The organism is Polaromonas sp. SP1 (assembly GCF_003711205.1).
Taxonomy (GTDB): domain Bacteria; phylum Pseudomonadota; class Gammaproteobacteria; order Burkholderiales; family Burkholderiaceae_C; genus Polaromonas.
In genome coordinates this window covers 4,291,965-4,311,575 of the sequence record NZ_CP031013.1, presented here as the reverse complement: position 1 = coordinate 4,311,575, position 19,611 = coordinate 4,291,965, and the positions used below count along the sequence as shown (strand labels likewise).

Sequence of the window (19,611 nt, the reverse complement as noted above, 5' to 3'; positions counted from 1 at the left end):
GGCTTTCGCATGCAGCTCACGGCCCCCCGGCGTTGCTCATCTCATCTCAACCATAAACGAAAACCACAAGAACGCGTTTAAATCGTCATCAGGTTTTAAGCACACTCTACACGCAGGCGAGCCGCGCGCGCATGGATTGCATCGCGACTACGGGTTTTCACACGGCCTGGTCGCGCTCCAGCAGCGCTTTTCGCGTGCCGGCATTTTCAAGCTGCTTGAGCCACCACTGCAGTGCGCGCCCCTCTTTGCCGTCGGGCGCGCGCATCCACGCGTAGCTCATCGGCACCTGGCGCGGCGCGCGCTGCATGCGCTTTTCGACCAGCCTGCCGGTGATGACATGCGGGCGCGCCAGGTATTCCGGCAGGAAGCCGCCGCCCAGCCCGCGCAGTTGCGCATGCAGCTTTTCCTGCATGCCGGGCACGGTGAAGATGTCCTGGCCGCCCAGCAGGCCTATAGTTACGCCGCTGCCGCGCTGCACCGAGTCGGCCACCGCCACGGCGCGGTGCGGCATAAGCATGTCGTCCGTCACCGGCTCGTCCGCCTTGGCCAGCGGGTGGTGCGGCGCCACCACATAAATGAAATGAATGGTGCCGAGCGTCTTGTGCAGCACCGAGGTGTTCACGGCCGGCTCAATGGCCACGCCGATGGCGATGTCCGCCTGGCCCGAGGTCAGCGCTTCCAGCGTGCCCGACAGCGCCTCTTCCCGAATGCGCAGTCGGGTCGGCGGGTTCAGTGCAAAAAAGGCCTCGCACAGCTCCATCACCGTGGTGCGCGAGATCACGCTGTCCACCGCCAGCGTGAGCTCGGGCTCCCAGCCGGTGGCCACACGCTTGACCCGGTTGGCCACGGCGTCGAGCTCCGCCAGCAGGCGGTTGCCTTCGCGCAGCAGTTCCTTGCCGGCTTCGGTCAATTTGGCCTGGCGCGAAGAGCGGTCAAACAGCAGCACGTCCAGTGCATCTTCGACCTGGCGGATCCGGTAGGTCAGGGCGCTGGGAACCAGGCCCAGTTCCCGTGCGGCTGCGGCCATGCTGCCGGCGCGGTGCACCGCGCCTATCAGGCTGATGGTTTCAGGCGTGAGGGCGTCGCGCACGCGGTTATTGAGGCTTGCCATGTTTGTTCACTAAGTCCATGATCATTCGAATAATTTGAATGATGCCATCAAACCGCAGCAATGGAAAGCAGGGCCCTGAAACCTACATTGGAGTCATCGCAAACGAACTCACTTCGAACTTCAGTTATTACCCACGCACCCTGAAAGGAGCACCTGATGATGACCTTAAGAACCTCCAGCGAACGCGGCTACGCCGACCACGGCTGGCTCAAGTCGTTTCATTCCTTTTCTTTTGCCGGCTACTACGACCCGGCCCACATGGGCTTTGGCAACCTGCGCGTCATCAATGAAGACCGCATCGCCGCCGGCCGCGGCTTCGGCACGCACGGCCACAAGGACATGGAAATCATCAGCTATGTGCTGAGCGGCGAGCTGGCGCACAAAGACAGCATCGGCAACATCAAGGGCATCCCGCCCGGCGACGTGCAGCGCATGAGTGCAGGCACGGGTGTGCAGCACAGCGAGTTCAACCACGCCGAAGGCCAGACCACGCACTTCCTGCAGATCTGGATCGAACCCAATGTGACGGGCATTCCCCCCAGCTATGAGCAAAAGACCTTTGCCGACGCTGAAAAGCGAGGGGCCCTGCGCCTGGTGGCATCACCCGATGGGGCCCAAGGCTCCGTGCTGATTCATGCCGACGCCAGGATTTACGCCGGCCTCTTCGACGGCGCAGAAACCGCGTCGCTGGAACTGGCCTCTACGCGCAAGACATATGTGCACCTGATTCGCGGGCAGCTCGAAGTCAACGGCCAGGTGCTGAAGGCCGGTGATGCCGCGGCCCTGCAATCGGAAGGCACGCTGCAACTGGCAAATGGCCAGGACGCCGAAGTGCTGGTGTTTGACCTGGCGCCTTGACGCGCGATACGCCACTCGATAACACCTTGTAACCCTTCACCCCGGGCAAGCGCGCGATGCGCACAGGCGCATGGCGCTTGCCCAGAGTGTTTTTTTCCTCCATCATTTCCCCGTTAACTTACTTTCATAAGGACTCACATGCTCAATTCCCTGCAAAACCCTCTCGCGCTGATCGGCCGCCTGCTGTTGGCCCTGCTCTTTGTACCCGCCGGCTTTTCCAAGATTGCCGGCTTCGCGGGCACGGTGGGCTATATCTCGTCCAAAGGCGTGCCGCTGCCGGAAGTCGCTGCCGCCATTGCCATCGCGGCAGAGCTCGGCCTGGGCATCCTTCTGGCCGTGGGCTTCCAGACGCGCTGGGCCGCGCTGGCCATCGGCCTCTTCACGGTCGTCATCACCTGCATCTTCCATGCGTTCTGGACCGACCCCACGCAACAAATGATGTTCTTCAAGAACATGGCGATCGTCGGCGGCCTGTTCAGCATCGCGGCTTTCGGCGGCGGCGCCTGGAGCCTGGACGGCAAGACCAAGGGCTGATCCACAAAAAGGCTGCAGCAGGGTTTTACAACCCGGGCTGCGGCCTTTTCCCTTTTCTTTGCCTTTTGTTTGACTGCAACCCGATTTCAATCACTCCCCGAAAGAACCTGAATGCCCAAAGTTGTCGTGGTTTACCACTCCGGATACGGCCATACCCAGCGCATGGCGCAATCAGTGGCAGAAGGCGCGGGCGCCGAGTTGCTGGCGATCGACGGCGATGGCAACCTGCCCGAAGGCGGATGGGAATCGCTGAACGCCGCCGACGCCATCGTCATGGGTTCACCCACCTACATGGGAAGCGTGAGCTGGCAGTTCAAGAAATTTGCCGATGCCTCTTCCAAGCCCTGGTATGCCCAGGCCTGGAAGGACAAGCTGTTCGCCGGCTTCACCAACAGTGCGGCCATGAGCGGTGACAAGATGTCTACCCTTACCTACCTCTTTACCCTGGCCATGCAGCACGGCGGCATCTGGGTCAGCCAGGGCGTGCTGCCCAGCAACAGCAAGGCGGCGGTGCGCAGCGACGCCAACTACCTGGGCTCCTACAGCGGCGCTGTCGCACAATCTCCCTCTGACGCGGGCGCCGGCGAAATGAATGCCGGCGACCTCGACAATGCCCGCAACTTCGGACAGCGCGTGGCGGGTATCGCCGCACGGTTCGCTGCCTGATCCCGTTTTCTTTTTTACAGGACTTGTCATGACCGTTGAACTCAGGCGCAACCTTCCATCAGAGCTGGCCCAGCATCTGCAAATCCGCAACCACGCGCTGATCACCGACGCCACACTGGCAGAAGGCGGCGACGATGCCGGCCCCTCACCCCATGACCTGTATGACGCGGCACTCGGCGCCTGCAAGGCCGTGACGGTGATGTGGTACGCCCGCAAGAAGGGAATCCCGGTCGACGAGATCAAAACGAGCGTTGAGCGGGATGACTCCCAGGAGCGCGCCGGCGTCTACAAGCTGGCCACCAAACTCCAGATCAAGGGTGCTTTCACCGACGCCCAGTTGCAGGAGCTGCACACCGTCGCGCAAAAATGCCCGGTACACAAACTCATGAGCACCGTCACGACAGAAATCACCACAGATGTGGAGCGCCTGGCATGAGCGTTGCACTGAAACTGACGGGCCATCACAAAGACCTGGGCGGCGGCTTCATGGTACGCCGCCTGCTGCCTTCCGCGCAGCAGCAGTCTGTCGGCCCTTTCATCTTCTTTGACCATTTCGGCCCGGTGACCGAGCAGCCGGACGCCAACCACGACGTGCGGCCGCATCCGCACATCGGCCTGGCCACCGTGACTTACCTGTTCGAGGGAGCGATGATGCACCGCGACAGCCTGGGCTCGGCCCAACGCATAGAGCCCGGCGCCATCAACTGGATGACGGCGGGGCGGGGCATCGTGCACTCGGAGCGCGCCCCGGAAGACTTGCGCGGCACCGCGTATGTGAACCACGGCTTGCAGCTGTGGGCGGCGTTGCCGAAAGAATTTGAAGAAACGGCGCCAGGCTTTTCGCATACGCCGGCGGAGTCAATCCCGACGGCAACGGTTGATGGGTCGGCCGTCCGCATCCTGATCGGCGAAGCCTTCGGAAAGACGTCGCCCGTCAAGACCTTTTCGAAAACCCTTTATCTCGATGTAGTACTCGCTGCGGGTGCGCTGTTCACCTTGCCTGCCCTTGCGGAGCAGATGGCGGTGTACGCGGTGGACGGCGACTTGCAGGTAGACGGCGAGACGGTGGCGGCGAACACCCTGGCCACCCTCGCGCCCGGCGCCACCGTGCAGCTCAGCGCCGCCACACCGACGCGCCTGGTGGTGATAGGCGGCGACGCGCTGGATGCGCACCGCTTCATGTGGTGGAACTTTGTCTCCAGCCGCAAGGAGCGCATCGTGCAGGCCGGTGAAGACTGGGCCGCGCAAACCATGGGGCAGGTGCCGGGCGAGACTGAATTCATCCCCTTGCCGGAACGGAAATTCACGGCCGGCTGAGACGGCGCCGGGCTTGTTGCGGGCTTAAGATCACGCGATGCAAATTTTCACGCTGCTCCCCTGGACCGACTGGCTGGCGATTGTCTGGTTCTTTCTGGGCTGGGCGGGCTACGCCTGGTTTGCCCGGAATTACGCCGTCAAACGCTCGTCCCTGCTGCTCACCACCAATCGCTACCGGCACTACTGGCTGTTGCAGGCCACTTCGCGCGACCCGCGGGTGATCGACGGCATCATCACGCAGAACCTTTCCAGCACGCCGGCCTTTTTCTCGTCGACCACGATCATCATCATCGGCGGCTTGTTCGCCCTGCTGGGCACCACCGACAAGGCGGCCGAGCTGGTGCGTGAGATCCCGTTTGCCGTGCGCACCTCGGTGCTGATTTTTGACCTCAAGGTGTTGATGATGGTGGGCGTGTTTGTCTACGCCTTCTTTCGCTTCAGCTGGTCTATGCGCCAGTACACCTTTGTGGCGCTGCTCATTGGCTCCATGCCGTCGCCGCAGGAGTTTGAGGTCGGTAAATTTGACCGCGAGGTTTTCGCCACGCGCGCCAGCCGCATGGTGGCCCTGGCGGCCGAGACGTTTAACGACGGGCTGCGCGGCTACTACTTCAGCTTTGCGATCATGGCCTGGTTTTTTTCGACCTTCGCATTTGCATTGGCCACCGCGGTGGTCGTGCTGATCCTCTACAACCGCGAGTTCAACTCCGACGTCCTCGGCGTTTTGCGGGATTGATTCAGTTCACTGCGGCAGGTCACGCGCCAGCCGCAGGCCGCTGAACTGCCAGCGCGCATCGGGCGGAAAGAAGTTGCGGTAGCTGGCGCGTATGTGGCTTTGCGGCGTGGCGCAAGAGCCGCCGCGCAGCACAAACTGATTGCACATGAACTTGCCGTTGTATTCGCCCACCAGGCCCTCCCAGGGCTTGTAGCCTGGGTAGGGGTTGTAGTTGGACTGCGTCCATTCCCATACGTCGCCAAACATCTGTGCGGGCACGCCGCTGCTGCCCTCTTGTTGGGGCAGCGGGTGGTAGGCGGCTTTCTCCACAAAGTTGCCTTGTGGCGCGGGGCTTGCGGGCACACTGCGCGCGGCGAGCTCCCACTCAAACTCGGTCGGCAGGCGTGCGCCTGACCAGCGGGCAAAGGCATCGGCTTCAAAGTAGCTGAGGTGGCAGGCCGGCGTATGGGGGTCCACGTCGATCAGTCCCTGCAGGGTGAAGTGCTGATAGCGGCCTTCATCGCCTTGCCAGTAAAAGGGCAGGATGACCTGGTTTTCCGTCACCCAGTCCCAGCCCATGGACAGCCACAACTCGGGGCGCTGGTAGCCCTTGTCGGCGATAAAGGCCATGACCTCGCCGTTGGTCACCGGCCGGCTGGCCAGCTCGAAGGCGGCTACATAGACCTTGTGGCGCGGCGTTTCGTTGTCAAAGGCAAATTCGCCGTCACGCGCCGCATCAAAGCCGTGCTCCACCAGACCCGCCTCATGCCGCAGCCAGTTCACCGGCTGGGGATGGATACCGGCCAGCGGCCAGCGGCTGGCATAGGCCGGGCGTGCCGGGTTAAACGACAGCGCGTGTTTGATGTCTGTCAGCAGCAACTCCTGGTGCTGCTGCTCATGGTGAAGGCCCAGGGTGACCAGTTCAACCAGCTCCCGCTGTTGGACGGCATCGGCGCCGGACTCCACCCGCGCGATCACGTCCAGCATGCGCTGGTTGACCTGCGCGCGGTAGGCCAGCACTTCGTCCAGGGAAGGCCGGCTGATCAGGCCGCGTTTGGGGCGCGGGTATTTGTCTCCAACACCGTTGTAATAGCTGTTGAACAGCACGCGAAAGCCGGCGTCGAAAGGCGTGAAGCCGGGCTCGAAGCGCTCCAGGATAAACGTCTCGAAGAACCAGGTCAGGTGCGCCAGGTGCCATTTGGCGGGGCTGGCGTCCGGCATGGACTGCAGTTGGCAGTCCTCAGGGCTGAGCGGTTTGATCAAGGCCTCGGTCTGCTGGCGCACCGCACTGAAGCGCGTTGCCAGCGCAGAGGGCCGGGCGTGGGTGGCTGGAAGGCGCGAATGGGATGATTCTGTAGGCATGGTGGCTACCGTGTAAATACCGAGCGGGAAGGGCGCTTTGCGAACAATTCAAAAAGCTTCGCACAGCGCGTCGGACTCAACTGTCAGACAAGGCCCCGACTGCCGCGTGCCTGCGGCCGGAAGGGTTGGGGCCGGGCGGTTTCGGCGTTGGGCTCACCTGGGGCTTGAGGGCGGGGTCCAGCGCGCGCCGCTCGTCAAAAACAAAACATTCGCCCTCAAAATGCGCATGCCCGCTTTCCTCGAAGTATTTGAGGATGCCGCCATCGAGCTGGAAAACGTTGTCGACGCCGGCTTCACGCATGAGGATCGCCGCTTTCTCGCAGCGTATGCCGCCAGTGCAAAAGCTCACAACCGTCTTGCCGGCAAGCTCTTGCCGGTGGTCCAGCAGGGCCTGGGGAAATTCCGTGAATTTGCGGATGCGCCAGTCGATGGCGTTTTTGAAGGTGCCCACATCCACTTCGAAATCATTGCGGGTGTCCAGCGTGACCACCGGCCGGCCGCTATCGTCGTGCCCGGCGTCCAGCCAGCGCTTGAGTGTGGCGGCACTCAGCGCTGGCGCGCGGCCTGCGGCGGGCTGGATGGCGGGGTGGTTCATGCGGATGATTTCCGGCTTGACCTTCACCAGCAGCTTGCGAAAGGGCTGGGCGCCAGACCAGCTTTCCTTGGTCTCAAGGTCGGCAAAACGGGCGTCCTGCTTCAACCATTCCAAAAAATCATGAATATCGCCCGCGGGGCCCGCCAGGAAGAGGTTAATGCCTTCTTCCGCCAGCAGCACCGTGCCTTTGATGGCGCGCTGCTGCAGGGCCTGCGCGATGCTGTCCCGCAGCCCCGCAGGCTGCGCCAGCGTGACAAACTTGTAGGCCGCAATGTTCAGAATTTGCATGATCGAATTGATTGTAGGCAGGCGTGCATGCCATTGCACCCGGCACGGGCTCCTAAGCGGGCAGCCCCGGCCCTAAAATGGTCCGCATGTTTGTCCATTTGCGCCTTCACACCGAATTTTCAGTCGTCGACGGCACCAACCGCATCGATGAAGTCGTGGCCGCCGCCGCGGCTGACCGGCAGCCCGCGCTGGCCATCACCGACCTCTCCAACCTGTTCGGCACCGTCAAGTTCTACAAGGAAACCCGCGGGGCCGGCGTCAAGCCGCTCATAGGCGCCGACCTTTGGGTGCAGGTGCCCGGCAAAGATCCCGGCGCGCCCGCCGCCCGCCTGCTGCTGCTGGTGCAAAGCCGCCAGGGCTACCTCAATCTCTCCGAAATCATCACCCGCGCATGGACCAAAAACGTGGTGCGCGACCAGGCGGTGGTCAAGCTCGAATGGCTGCAGGAACTCAACGAAGGCCTGATCGCCCTGTCGGGCGCACAGGGCGGGGCTGTAGGCCAGGCGCTGATTCAGGGCGACAGCGCCCGCGCCGTGGAATGCGCGCTGTATTTCGCGGGCCTCTTTCCCCATCGCTTTTACCTTGAATTGCAGCGTGCCCAGCGGCCCGACGATGAGCGCCATGTGGTGGCGGCCGTCCAGCTCGCGGCGCGGCTCAAGCTGCCGGTGGTGGCCACGCATCCAGTGCAGTTTTTGACCTACGACGACTACGAAGCGCACGAGGCGCGCGTCTGCATCTCGGAAGGCGAAATCCTGGGCAACTCGCGCCGCGTGCGCAAGTTCACGCGTGAGCAGTACTTCAAGTCCAGCGCGCAGATGGCCGAGCTGTTTGCCGATGTGCCGACGGCCCTGGCCAACACGCTGGAAATCGCCCGGCGCTGCAACCTCACGCTGGAGCTGGGCAAGCCGATGCTGCCCGATTACCCCACCCCCGCGGTCAACGGCGTGCGCATGCCGATTGACGAGTACTTCCGCCATGCCTCGTTTGAAGGGCTGGAGGAGCGGCTGGTACACCTCTACCGGGATGCGGCGGTGCGCGACAAGAAGCGGCCCGAGTATGTGGCGCGGCTCGAATTCGAGATCAACACCATCCTGAAGATGGGCTTCCCCGGTTACTTCCTGATCGTGGGCGACTTCATCAACTGGGCCAAGAACAACGGTTGCCCGGTCGGGCCGGGCCGGGGATCGGGTGCTGGCTCGCTGGTGGCGTATTCACTCAAGATCACCGACCTGGACCCGCTGCAATACAACCTGCTGTTCGAGCGCTTCCTGAATCCGGAGCGGGTGTCCATGCCCGACTTCGATATCGATTTTTGCCAGAGCAACCGCGACCGCGTGATCGATTACGTGAAAGACAAATACGGCAAGGAAGCCGTGAGCCAGATCGTGACCTTCGGCACCATGGCGGCGCGCGCGGCCATCCGCGATGTGGGCCGCGTGCTGGACTTCCCCTACGGTTTTTGCGACGGCATTTCCAAGCTGATCCCCAACAAGCCGGGCCAGCACATCACGATTGAACAGGCCAAGGAGCAGGAGCCCATCCTGGCCGAGCGCGAGCGCAAGGAAGAAGACGTGCGCACGCTGCTGGAGCTGGCGCAAAAGCTCGAAGGCCTGACCCGCAACGTCGGCATGCATGCCGGCGGCGTGTTGATCGCGCCCAGCCGGCTGACGGATTTTTGCCCTCTCTACGCCCAGCCCGGCAGCGATTCGGCGGTGAGCCAGTTCGACAAGGACGACGTGGAGGCCATCGGCCTCGTCAAGTTCGACTTTTTGGGCCTGGCGACCCTGACCATCCTGGAGATTGCCCGGGAGTTCATCATCGCGCGCCACCCGGCGCAAAAAGACTTCAAGTTTGAAGACCTGCCGCTCAACGACCGCAAGGTGTATGAGCTGTTCGGCCGGGGCCAGACCGAAGCCGTGTTCCAGTTTGAAAGTATCGGCATGCAGCGCATGCTCAAGGATGCCAAGCCGGACCGCCTCGAAGACCTGATCGCCATGAATGCGCTTTACCGGCCGGGGCCGATGGAGCTGATTCCGACCTACATCGCGCGCAAGCAGGGCAAGGAAGTGCCCGAGTACCCGGACCCGCGCGTCAAGGCCATCCTGGAAGAGACCTACGGCATCATGGTCTACCAGGAGCAGGTGATGCAGACCGCGCAGATCCTGGGCGGCTACTCACTGGGCGGCGCCGACCTGCTGCGCCGCGCGATGGGCAAGAAGAAAAAAGAGGAGATGGACGCGCAGCGCGAGGTGTTCCGCAAGGGCGCCGGCGAGGGCGGCCTGAGCCTGGAGAAAGCCGACGAGGTTTTCGACCTGATGGAAAAGTTCGCGGGCTACGGCTTCAACAAGTCACACTCCGCCGCCTATGCGCTGCTGGCCTATCACACGGCCTGGCTCAAGGTGCACTACACCGCCGAATTCTTCGCCGCCAACATGACGGTGGAAATGGACGACACCGACAAGCTCAAGGTCTTGTTCGGCGACGCGCAGAAGATGGGCGTGCAGTTCGAGTCGCCCGACATCAACCGCGGCGACTACCGGTTTGAGCCGATCAGCGCGACCTCGGTGCGCTACGGCCTGGGCGCCATCAAGGGCACCGGCCAGCAGGCGATTGCCGCCATCGTGGCGGCGCGCAAAGAAGGCGGCCCCTTCACCTCGCTGTACGATTTTTGCGTGCGCGTGGACCGCAGCCGCCTGAACAAACGCACGGTGGAGGCGCTCATCAAGGGCGGCGCCTTCGACAACCTGCAGCTCAACCGCGCTTCGCTGCTGGCGTCGGTAGACCGGGCTTTTGAATTCGCCGTCGCTACCGAAGCCAATGCCAACCAGGGTGGGCTGTTCGACATGTCCGACTCGCACGCGGCCAGCACGCAGGAGCCGCCGCTGGTCGAGGCCATGCCTTTCGGCGTGAAGGCGCGCCTGGTGCAGGAAAAAACCGCGATCGGGTTTTACCTCTCGGGGCATCTCTTTGACGAGGTGGAAACCGAAGTCCGCCAGTTTGCCAAGCGCAAGATCGAAGACCTGATCGACTCGCGCGAGCCGCAACTGCTGGCCGCGATTTTGAGCGACCTGCGCATCATCAACGGCAACCGCGGCAAGCTGATTATTTTCAAGCTCGACGACAAGACCGATGTGCTCGAAGCGTCTGTGGATGAGGCAACCTTCAACGCCAACCGCAACCTGCTCAAGGATGACGAGCTGGTCATCGTGCAGGGAACGCTGCAAGGCGCGTCCGAGCGTTTCGGCCGCCGCTTCAAGGTCACGCAGGTGTGGGACCTGGAAACCGCGCGCTGCAAGTTCGGCAAGTATCTGCGTGTGGCGGTCAACGGCAGCGCGCCCGACATCTCCAGGCTGGTGCGCGACTTCCCGCCGCGCCGCGAAATGTCGGATCAGGGCGAGCTCGTGCGCGGCCTGCCGGTGCGCCTGAGCCTCAGGCGGCAAAACGGCGTAGCCGGCGCCACGGCAGAGCTGCAGCTGGGCGAAGCCGCCAAATTCTTCCCGACCGATGCGGCGCTGGCCAGCTGGATGGCGCAGGCCGACCGCGGGCTGGTGCAGATTGTTTATGAGTGAAATCGGCCTCTAGCCCATGATGGGTATGGGCTTTTAGCTATAAATTTGATAGCAAAGAGCGCTTGAGACAACTAACCCGGCAGCGCGGGGCCCAGCGGGCCTGCGCCTGCGCTTACGCGCCTAGTTCCTGGGCCGCATTTCCAGGATCAGGGTGGTGTCCGGGATGCGGCCGTCAACGTCCCGCGGCATGACGCGGGTGCGGATGATGGCATTGATGGCGGCATCATCCCAGGCCTTGTTGCCGCTGGACTGAACCAGCTTGGTACTGATGATGCTGCCGTCCAGCGTGACGCGGACTTCGACTTTCGCCATCGGGTTGCCGTTGATCTCTTCGGTGAAGACCACATTGGGCTTGATGGCGGCCCTGACGATGGCGCCGTAGGTCGTTGAGCCGCCGCTGGATTTTTGTGCGCTGCCCCTGGACTCGGCGCCGCCGGTAGCGTCGGCCATGCCGGTGATGCGCCGGAGATTTTCCTGGCGCAGTTTGTCCGCGGCTGCCTGGGCCGCTTTTTGCTGTGCGGCTGCTTTGTCGTCCTGTTTGGCTTCCAGCTTTTTGGCGTCTTCCGCCGCCTTGCGTTTGGCCAGGTCTTCTTTGGCTTTCTTTTCGGCGGCTTTTTGCTTTTCTGCTTCCTTGTCTTTGCGGGCCTGAAGCTCAGCCTTCTGCTTTTCTTTCAGGCGTTCGGCCTCTGCCTCTTTTTTCGCCTGCTCTACCTTGCGCTTTTTCTCCTGCTCCAGGGCAATGTCTACCTTGGGTTCGGGCGGCGTGGGCGGTGTCCTGACTTGTGGGGTGGTTTGCGGTGGAGGCGGCGGTGGCGGTGGTGTGGGCACTTCGACCGGCCTGGGCGCCGCCTCCTGGGGCGGAACGTTGGCCCACAGCTCGGCCTGGAAGGCCAGGTCCGGGTTGCTGCGTTTCCAGTTAACGCCCCATGTCAAAGCCGCGATCAGCAGGGCGTGCGCCAGCAAGGCAAAGGCAAACGCACGGCCGGACCCACCATCGCGGGGCGGGAGAAAGTCGAGGCGGTCGGCTGCGCTGGGCATGGCGGCTTGCGGGCGTCCTGAAGGCTACTTGCCGCCGGTCTGCACCGAAAGGCCGACGCGCGACACACCGGCTTTTTGCAGGTTGTCCATGACCTGGACGACGGTTTCGTACTTGATCGACTTGTCGGCGCTGATGACCACCGGCACGGCCTGCGCACCTTCGGCCTTGACGGCGGGCTCCAGCCTGGCGATGTCGCCGGCCACATTGCGCACATTGCTGGGCACGCTGTCGGTCTTGATCTTGATCTTGATCTGCACGGTTTCGTCTTTGCTGATCAGGATCTGCACCGGGTTTTGCGGCTGGCTGGGTGCCTTGCCGACCTTGGGGAGCGCGATCATGCTGGGGGTGATCAGCGGCGCCGTCACCATGAAGATGATGAGCAGCACCAGCATGACGTCGATGAACGGCACCATGTTGATTTCGCTGATGGTGCGCCGGCTACGGCCGCGGCGGGAGTTGACTGCTGGCATCGTGGTCTCCTTACAGCTCTAGTGGCCCGAAGGTGATTGGGCGCCCAGGTTGCGTTGGAGGATGTTGGAAAACTCTTCGATGAAGGTTTCAAGCCGGTTGGCCACGCGGTCGATGTCGTGCGAAAAGCGGTTGTAGGCCACCACCGCAGGGATGGCGGCAAACAGGCCGATGGCCGTGGCCACCAGTGCCTCGGCAATGCCGGGCGCCACCGTGGCCAGCGTGACCTGCTCCAGCGCCGCCAGACCGGTGAAGGCGTGCATGATGCCCCAGACCGTGCCGAAGAGGCCCACGTAAGGCGAGACCGAACCAACGGTGGCAAGGAAAGACAGGTTGGCTTCGATGGCGTCGAGTTCACGCTGGTAGCTGGCGCGCATGGCGCGGCGCGCGCCGTCCAGCAGGGTGCCGGGGTCGGTGATGTGGCGCTCGCGCAGCTTTTGGTATTCGCGCATGCCGCTGGCGAAGATTCGCTCCATCGGGCCCGAATGCTTGGCGTTTTGCGCGGCACCGGCAAAGAGGTCGTTCAGGCTGGTGCCGGACCAGAACTCGCGGTCGAATTCGTCGTTGAGCTTTTGCACTTTCTTGAGCGCGATGATCTTGCGGAAGATCGCGGCCCAACTGGCAATGGAGACGCCGACCAGCAGCGCCACCACGGCCTGCACAACCCAGCTGGCATTGAGGATCAGGCTGACGATGGAAAGGTCTTGGTTCATATTGAAGCTTTGTTCACGTTTTCAGGCTGTCAAGAATGGAGGCAGGAATACGTTGGGGTTGCAGGCTGGCGGCATCAACCCAGCCAATCCGTATAGTGCCTTCACAGAGTAGGGCCCCCACGCTTTTCGCTTCGTGTAATACGCTGCCCCCCGAGGGGGCTAATTTTCCTATGGGCGGCCCGTCGGAAAATTGCGCGTCACTCAAGCTTTCGCTGGATAGATTTTGCTCTGTTTTTAATAGCACCTGCTGCTTGATTATCATGGACGCCCGGCCTGATTCGACCAGAGCCGCCGTAACAATCAGTTCATCATCCAGGCGGGCCGAGCGGTGGTAGCGGACGCTTGTTTCGGCCACCACAAAGATGCCGCCGGTGCTTTCCCGCAGGCGCTGCTGTTCAATACCCAATGATCTGAGCCATTCGGTGCGCGAACGTTCAAAAAATTTCAGGTAGTTTGCGTAAAACACAATCCCGCCGGCGTCGGTGTCTTCCCAGTAGACCCGCAGGGGCCAGCTGAAAACCCGCTCGCCTGCGGTCATGCCAGCACCGCCTTGAGACGGGCCACGGCTTCCTGCAGCTGCGCCATGGAGTTGGCGGTGGAAAAGCGGATGAAGCGCTCTGGCGCTGCCAGCCCGAAATCGCGGCCCGGTGTGACAGCCAGGTGGGCGCGCTTCATCAGCTCGAAGGCGAAGTCCCAGCTACCGCTGACACCCAGGCGTTTTGCGGCTTCGGTGCAATCGGCGTAGGCGTAGAAAGCGCCGTCCGGCATCACCGGCACCGTGAGGCCCAGGCGATTGAGTTCCGGAATGAAGTAATCGCGGCGTGCCTTGAACTCGGCGCGCCGGCGTTCGTATTCGCGCAGGCTCTCGGCCTCAAAGCAGGCAAGGGCGGCATGCTGGGCCACCGTGCTGGCGCAGATGAAGAGGTTTTGCGCAATGCGTTCAATCACAGGCGCAAGGGCTTCAGGCACCACAAGCCAGCCCAGTCGCCAGCCGGTCATGTTGAAGTACTTGCTGAAGCTGTTGATGCTGATGACGCTTTGACCCAGCTCACCGGGCATGGCCAGCGCCGAATGCCCGAAGTGCTCTTCGTAGCTGAGGCCCAGGTAGATCTCGTCGATCAGCGTGATGCCGCCGCGGCTGTGCACGAACTCGTGGATACGCTGCAGCTCTTCAGGCGCAATCGACGTGCCTGTCGGGTTGGAGGGCGAGGCCAGCAGCACGCCGCGTGTCTTGGGGTTCCAGGCGGCTTCGACTTTTTCACGGGTCAGTTGAAAGCGCTCGCCCGCCGTGGTGGGTACCAGCACGGCCTGGCCTTCCGCAGCGCTGACGAAATGGCGGTTGCAGGGGTAGCTGGGGTCCGGCATCAGGATTTCGTCACCGGCTTCAATCAAAGCCAGGCAGGCCAATTGCAGTGCGGCCGAAGCGCCCGCCGTGATGATGATGCGGCTGGGGGCCACCTGGGCGCCGAAACGCGAGGTATACCAGTCGCTGATGCGCTCGCGCAGGGCCGGCAGGCCGGTGGCCTGGGTGTACTGCGTTGTGCCGTTTTCGATGGCGCGTGCTGCGGCTTGTTGCACCAATGGCGGCGCGGTGAAGTCCGGCTCGCCGATATTCAGGAAGATCATCGGCTTATTGGTGTGGGCGAACTCCTGCGCCAGTGCGGAAGCTGCCTTGGCGACTTCCATGACATAAAACGGCTCAATGCGCTGAGCCCGCTGCGCGATCTTCACAGGCAGCCCCTCACGCCGGGTTTTGCCTGGATTTGTCGGCGGCCACTTCAGCGGCGCGCAGGGCGGGCGCCAGCTTGTTCAGCACGCCATTGACGTATTTGTGGCCGTCGGTGCCGCCGAAGGCCTTGGAAAGCTCGATGCACTCGTTGATCACGACGCGCCAGGGCACGTCCAGGCAATGGGTGAACTCATAGGCGCCTATCCACAGCACGGCATGCTCGATGGGCGAGATCTCGGCCATAGGCCGGTCCAGCAGGGGGGTGATGGCGGCGTCCAGTGTTTTGGCGCCTTCAATGCAGCCGTGCAGCAGGGCATCGTAGTGGGCGGAGTCGGCCTTGTGAAAGCCCACCAGGTCGCGTGTGAAGGCATCGATCGAGTCGGCCTCGTTGCGGCCGACCAGGTGCTGGTAGAGCGCCTGCAGGGCGAATTCGCGGGCGCGGGTGCGTGCCGATTTGTCTGCCGCCTTTTTAACGCCCGTATCGGTCAGGCCGGTGCGGGTTTGGGGCGGTCGTTTGGGTTTGATGATGGGATCAGCCATGAAAAGTGCCAGTCGGGTTAGGGGTGTGAGAGCCGTGGCTCAGGCAATTTCATTGATCAGGTTGGCCATTTCGACGGCCACGCGGGCGGCGTCACGGCCTTTTTCAACCTGGCGGGCCTGCGCCTGCGCCAGGTTTTCGGTCGTCAGGATGGCGTTGGCGATCGGCAACTGGTAGTCCAGCGCCAGGCGTGTGACGGCCGAGCCGCTTTCGTTGGCGACCAGCTCGAAGTGGTAGGTCTCGCCGCGGATGATGCAGCCTAGGGCAATCAGCGCGTCGTACTTGTCGCTTTCGGCCAGGGCCTGCAGTGCGCAGGGCACTTCGAGTGCGCCGGGCACCAGGATGTGCCGGATGTTGTCTTCGTGCACGCCCAGGGCTGCAAGCTCATGCTTGCACGCTTCGGCCAGGGCGTTGGTGATGCTTTCATTGAAGCGCGCCTGCACGATGCCGATGGAAAGTTTTCTGCCGTCCAGCTTGTCGGCTGTCCCTTTTTCTGCTCCAAACACGGTGATTCCCTTTTGATTGATTTGTAGATTTATAAATGGATGAAATGGCGGAAGGGGAAAGTCAGTCTTTGGTGATGTAGCCGACGATCTCGAGGCCATAGCCCGTCATGCTGGGCATGCGGCGCGGGTTGCCCATCAGGTTCATTTTGTGCACGCCGCATTCGCGCAGGATCTGCGCGCCCACGCCGTAAGTGCGCAAGTCCATGCGGCCGCGCTCGGGCGCCTGGCTGGCGCGTGCGGTGCCTTCAAACTGGGCCAGCAATTGCGCGGCACTTTCACCGCAGTTCAGCAACACGGCCACACCTTTGCCTTCGTCCGCGATGTGCTTGAGGCTTTGGTCCAGGCTCCATGAATGCATCGGACGGCCGGTTTCAAGGACGTCGAGTACCGAGAGGGGCTCGTGCACGCGCGCGGCGACCACGTCGTTGGCAGACCATTCACCGCGCACCAGCGCCAGGTGCAGGCCCTGGCTGGGTTTGTCACGAAAGGCGTGGGCCGTGAATTCACCAAAAGCGGTCTGTATCGTGCGGCAGCCGATCTTCTCGACCAGGGAGTCGTTGCGGCTGCGGTGCTCAATGAGGTCGGCAATGGTGCCGATCTTCAGGCCGTGTTCGGCGGCAAACAGCAGCAAATCCGGGAGGCGCGCCATGGTGCCGTCGTCTTTCATGATCTCGCAGATCACGGCGGCAGGGGAGCAACCGGCCATGCCGGCCAGGTCGCAGCCGGCTTCGGTGTGGCCGGCGCGCATCAGAACGCCGCCATCAACGGCCTGCAGCGGGAAGATGTGGCCGGGCTGCACCAGGTCACTGACCTTGGCGTCTTTGGCGACGGCGGCCTGCACGGTGCGGGCACGGTCGGCTGCGGAGATGCCGGTGGTCACGCCCTCGGCGGCTTCAATGGACACGGTGAATGCCGTGGAATGTTTGGTGCCGTTGCGCGTGGCCATGGGCGGCAGCTGCAACAGCTCGCAGCGATCGCGGGTCAGCGTGAGGCAGATCAGCCCGCGGCCGAAGCGCGCCATGAAATTGATGGCCTCCGGCGTCACGTGGTCCGCCGCGAGCACCAGGTCGCCCTCGTTTTCGCGGTCTTCTTCGTCAATCAGGATGACCATGCGGCCGGCACGCATGTCGGCGACGATTTCTTCAACGGGCGAAATGACAGTGGAGGCAGTGGTCATGGTTCAGGGGGTTTTGATATTTTTGTGGGGGTCGTTGAGCATACGCTCCACGTACCGCGCGATCAGGTCGATTTCCAGGTTGACGCTGGAGCCTGCGGCCAATTGGCCCAGGGCGGTGTTTTCGACCGTGTGTGGGATCAGGTTGATGCTGATCTCGCTGCCGCCGGACTCGCCGGGCAGGTCAACGACCCGGTTGACGGTCAGGCTGACGCCATTGACGGTGATGGAGCCCTTGTAGGCCAGGTATTTGCTCAGCTCGCGCGGCGCGCGTATGCGCAGTTCCCAGCTTTCGCCGACTTGCGCAAAGTGCGTCACGCTGCCGATGCCGTCGACATGGCCGGACACGATGTGGCCACCCAGGCGGTCATGGGCGCGCAGGGCTTTTTCCAGGTTGATGGGGCCGGGCTCGGCCAGTCCCGTGGTTTTGGCAAGCGATTCAGCGGAAATGTCGATGGTGAAGCGCTGGTTGGGGATGTCCAGGCTGGTGGCTGTCATGCAAGCGCCGTTCAGCGCAATGCTGTCCCCCAGGCCCACGTCGTCGAGGTAACCCGCAGGCGCCTCAACGGTGAGCCGCTTGCCGTGGTCTGAAGAGCTGCCCAGGCTATGGATGGCGACGATGCGCCCCATGCCGGTAATGATTCCGGTAAACATGGCTCTATTTTCGCAGGGAATGGGGACAGCACGCCGGGAAGGGCGCCAAAGGCCGGCAAAAGAAGGCTTAAAGCCCTGGTTTCAGGGCGGCTCAAGGCCGGGCCGTGCCAAGAAGCTGTTCTAAAACTGGTCTCGCCCCGTGATGCGAGCGATCACGCGCAAATCAGCGCCCACCCGGTCCGCCGAGTGAAATTGCAGCGGCACGGCTTCTGAAAGCGCCTGAAAAGGGCCTATGGAGGCCATGCCGAGACCGGGGCCCAGCAACTTGGGGGCGAGGTAGACGAGGACCTCATCCACCAGGCCTTCCCGGATGAGCGAGCCGTTCAGCTTGCTGCCGGCTTCCACATGGAGTTCGTTGATTTCGCGGCGGGCCAGGTCTTTCATCATGGCGGCCAGGTCCACTTTTCCACGTGCATCCGGCAAGAACGTGACCGTGGCGCCCTTGGCCACCAGGGCGGCTTCCCGGGGCGAGCCCTGGATGGCGGTGTAAATCCAGACCGGGCCGCCGGCCTGGAAAATCCTGGCATCAACCGGCGTCTGCAGCAGGCTGTCAACGATGACGCGATAGGGTTGGACCGGGGTCTCCACCAAACGGACATCCAGGCCTGGGTTGTCTTGCAGTACGGTGCCGATACCTGTCAGCACGGCAGAGGCCCGGGCGCGCCAGGCATGGCCGTCGGCCCTGGCCTCGGGTGAGGTGATCCACTGGCTCTGGCCATTGGACAAAGCGGTGGCGCCGTCCAGCGAAGCCGCGATTTTCATCCGGACCCAGGGGGTTTTGCGGACCATGCGGCTGAAGAAGCCGATGTTGAGTTCTTTGGCCTGCGCGGCGCCGGCGCCCACGTCAACCGCTATGCCCGCCGCGCGCAGGCGCTCAAAGCCTTGGCCGGAAACCAGGGGGTTGGGGTCCGCCATGGAGGCGACAACCTTGCGAATGCCCGCGGCAATCAAGGCGTCGCAGCAGGGGCCCGTACGCCCATGGTGGGAGCAGGGCTCCAGCGTGACGAAGGCCGTAGCGCCTTCCGTGGAATGGCCTCGGGCCGCTGCATCGCGCAGCGCCATGATTTCCGCATGCGGGCCGCCGGCCTGTTGTGTGTGGCCCAGCCCTATGGCTTGCCCGTCGGCCGAGACCAGGACACACCCTATGCGCGGATTGGGCGATGCGCTGTGGGGTGCGTTGGCCGCAGCCTGCAGGGCTGCTTGAATAAATTCGGGAGTGGAGGCTTTGTGGATGGGCTGTTGCATGGTTCCCCGCTGCGGCCACATCGGGGGACGGGGCCTATCGTTTTAACGCCAGCATTCCGCGATCAAGGCGGCGGTCGGGGCTGCGGCGGTGATGCCTTTGACACCCGCCTGCGTCAGGGTGAATCCGCCGCACTTGTCATTGACCATGCTGGCTGTGGACACAGGACGCATGATAAGCGTGAACGTGCTCGCGGTAGCAGTGCTCGGATTGGTGCCGGTGTTGGAGATTTCATAGAGCGCGGTGCCATCTGCGGGCGCCTTCATGAAAGTGGGCGGCATGGTGGCCCAGATTGTCTGGGTACCCGTGCGGTCGGCGTCGTAGCGGTCGTTGGCGGCGTAGAAGCGCTGCATGTATTGGGCAGCTTGCGAGAGCGCCACCCGCGCCGCGGCGCGGTTGCCGCGTGCTATATAGCTCTGGTAGGACGGCAGGGCGATCGCGGCCAGCAGGCCGACAATCGCCACCACGATCATGATCTCAATCAGCGTGAAGCCCGCCGAGCCGCCGTTTTTGTTCGATGTGGTCATCATGAATG

At 62.9% G+C, this 19,611-nt stretch carries 21 protein-coding genes; 7 read left to right on the top strand and 14 right to left on the bottom strand.

Annotation, left to right across the window (positions count from 1 at the left end):
- Positions 1–157 precede the first annotated feature (157 nt).
- On the bottom strand, positions 158–1,111 hold the full coding sequence (locus DT070_RS20255; RefSeq protein WP_122957021.1) for a LysR family transcriptional regulator: 954 nt from the start codon (positions 1,109–1,111) through the stop codon (positions 158–160).
- A 156-nt stretch (positions 1,112–1,267) separates the two neighbouring features.
- Here DT070_RS20255 and DT070_RS20250 point away from each other — a divergent pair, with 156 nt between their 5' ends.
- From DT070_RS20250 to DT070_RS20225, 6 genes are all read left to right on the top strand, one after another.
- Positions 1,268–1,969 (top strand): pirin family protein, encoded by a 702-nt coding sequence (locus DT070_RS20250; RefSeq protein ID WP_122957020.1) that lies wholly within the window; start codon positions 1,268–1,270, stop codon positions 1,967–1,969.
- A gap of 138 nt (positions 1,970–2,107) precedes the next feature.
- The gene (locus DT070_RS20245; protein WP_122957019.1) at positions 2,108–2,503 is read left to right on the top strand and encodes a DoxX family protein; all 396 of its coding nucleotides are present in this window, start codon (positions 2,108–2,110) and stop codon (positions 2,501–2,503) included.
- A gap of 111 nt (positions 2,504–2,614) precedes the next feature.
- Positions 2,615–3,169: a flavodoxin family protein gene (locus tag DT070_RS20240; protein ID WP_122957018.1), complete on the top strand. Its 555-nt coding sequence runs from the start codon at positions 2,615–2,617 to the stop codon at positions 3,167–3,169.
- Between the two features lie 28 nt (positions 3,170–3,197).
- The gene (locus DT070_RS20235; protein ID WP_122957017.1) at positions 3,198–3,605 is read left to right on the top strand and encodes an OsmC family protein; all 408 of its coding nucleotides are present in this window, start codon (positions 3,198–3,200) and stop codon (positions 3,603–3,605) included.
- On the top strand, positions 3,602–4,486 hold the full coding sequence (locus tag DT070_RS20230) for a pirin family protein (RefSeq protein ID WP_122957016.1): 885 nt from the start codon (positions 3,602–3,604) through the stop codon (positions 4,484–4,486). The genes DT070_RS20235 and DT070_RS20230 overlap by 4 nt, the downstream gene beginning before the upstream one ends.
- Positions 4,487–4,523: 37 nt before the next feature.
- Positions 4,524–5,219 (top strand): DUF599 domain-containing protein, encoded by a 696-nt coding sequence (locus DT070_RS20225; protein WP_122957015.1) that lies wholly within the window; start codon positions 4,524–4,526, stop codon positions 5,217–5,219.
- Between the two features lie 6 nt (positions 5,220–5,225).
- On the opposite strand, the gene egtB is transcribed toward DT070_RS20225, so the two are convergent.
- Both egtB and DT070_RS20215 read right to left on the bottom strand, forming a co-directional pair.
- Positions 5,226–6,560, bottom strand: coding sequence for an ergothioneine biosynthesis protein EgtB (egtB, locus tag DT070_RS20220; RefSeq protein ID WP_122957014.1), 1,335 nt, complete (start codon positions 6,558–6,560; stop codon positions 5,226–5,228).
- A 76-nt stretch (positions 6,561–6,636) separates the two neighbouring features.
- Complete coding sequence (locus tag DT070_RS20215; RefSeq protein WP_122957013.1) at positions 6,637–7,443, bottom strand: sulfurtransferase; 807 nt, start codon at positions 7,441–7,443, stop codon at positions 6,637–6,639.
- Positions 7,444–7,529: 86 nt separating this feature from the next.
- Between DT070_RS20215 and dnaE the strand changes: the two genes are divergently transcribed.
- Entirely contained in the window at positions 7,530–11,012 is a 3,483-nt protein-coding gene (gene dnaE, locus DT070_RS20210; protein WP_122957515.1) for a DNA polymerase III subunit alpha, read from the top strand.
- Between the two features lie 120 nt (positions 11,013–11,132).
- On the opposite strand, the gene tolA is transcribed toward dnaE, so the two are convergent.
- The 11 genes from tolA to DT070_RS20155 all read right to left on the bottom strand — a co-directional run bounded on the left by tolA (position 11,133) and on the right by DT070_RS20155 (position 19,606).
- Positions 11,133–12,050, bottom strand: coding sequence for a cell envelope integrity protein TolA (gene tolA / locus DT070_RS20205; protein WP_122957012.1), 918 nt, complete (start codon positions 12,048–12,050; stop codon positions 11,133–11,135).
- A 24-nt stretch (positions 12,051–12,074) separates the two neighbouring features.
- The gene (locus DT070_RS20200; protein WP_122957011.1) at positions 12,075–12,521 is read right to left on the bottom strand and encodes a biopolymer transporter ExbD; all 447 of its coding nucleotides are present in this window, start codon (positions 12,519–12,521) and stop codon (positions 12,075–12,077) included.
- 18 nt (positions 12,522–12,539) lie between these two features.
- Complete coding sequence (tolQ, locus tag DT070_RS20195; protein WP_122957010.1) at positions 12,540–13,232, bottom strand: protein TolQ; 693 nt, start codon at positions 13,230–13,232, stop codon at positions 12,540–12,542.
- A 13-nt stretch (positions 13,233–13,245) separates the two neighbouring features.
- A complete protein-coding gene (locus tag DT070_RS20190) occupies positions 13,246–13,770 on the bottom strand; it encodes a YbgC/FadM family acyl-CoA thioesterase (RefSeq protein WP_122957009.1) in 525 nt (174 codons plus the stop codon).
- Entirely contained in the window at positions 13,767–14,963 is a 1,197-nt protein-coding gene (locus tag DT070_RS20185; RefSeq protein WP_122957008.1) for a pyridoxal phosphate-dependent aminotransferase, read from the bottom strand. The genes DT070_RS20190 and DT070_RS20185 overlap by 4 nt, the downstream gene beginning before the upstream one ends.
- A gap of 10 nt (positions 14,964–14,973) precedes the next feature.
- Positions 14,974–15,501, bottom strand: a complete 528-nt coding sequence (gene nusB, locus DT070_RS20180) for a transcription antitermination factor NusB (protein ID WP_122957007.1) — start codon at positions 15,499–15,501, stop codon at positions 14,974–14,976.
- 39 nt (positions 15,502–15,540) lie between these two features.
- Positions 15,541–16,005 carry a 6,7-dimethyl-8-ribityllumazine synthase gene (gene ribH, locus DT070_RS20175; RefSeq protein ID WP_122957006.1) on the bottom strand — a complete coding sequence of 155 codons (465 nt, stop codon included), beginning with the start codon at positions 16,003–16,005 and terminating at the stop codon, positions 15,541–15,543.
- A gap of 61 nt (positions 16,006–16,066) precedes the next feature.
- Positions 16,067–17,182 carry a bifunctional 3,4-dihydroxy-2-butanone-4-phosphate synthase/GTP cyclohydrolase II gene (ribBA, locus tag DT070_RS20170; protein ID WP_122957005.1) on the bottom strand — a complete coding sequence of 372 codons (1,116 nt, stop codon included), beginning with the start codon at positions 17,180–17,182 and terminating at the stop codon, positions 16,067–16,069.
- 3 nt (positions 17,183–17,185) lie between these two features.
- Positions 17,186–17,833, bottom strand: a complete 648-nt coding sequence (locus DT070_RS20165) for a riboflavin synthase (RefSeq protein WP_122957004.1) — start codon at positions 17,831–17,833, stop codon at positions 17,186–17,188.
- Between the two features lie 120 nt (positions 17,834–17,953).
- Positions 17,954–19,078 carry a bifunctional diaminohydroxyphosphoribosylaminopyrimidine deaminase/5-amino-6-(5-phosphoribosylamino)uracil reductase RibD gene (gene ribD / locus DT070_RS20160; protein ID WP_122957514.1) on the bottom strand — a complete coding sequence of 375 codons (1,125 nt, stop codon included), beginning with the start codon at positions 19,076–19,078 and terminating at the stop codon, positions 17,954–17,956.
- 42 nt (positions 19,079–19,120) lie between these two features.
- The gene (locus tag DT070_RS20155) at positions 19,121–19,606 is read right to left on the bottom strand and encodes a type IV pilin protein (RefSeq protein ID WP_122957003.1); all 486 of its coding nucleotides are present in this window, start codon (positions 19,604–19,606) and stop codon (positions 19,121–19,123) included.
- Positions 19,607–19,611: the final 5 nt, after the last annotated feature.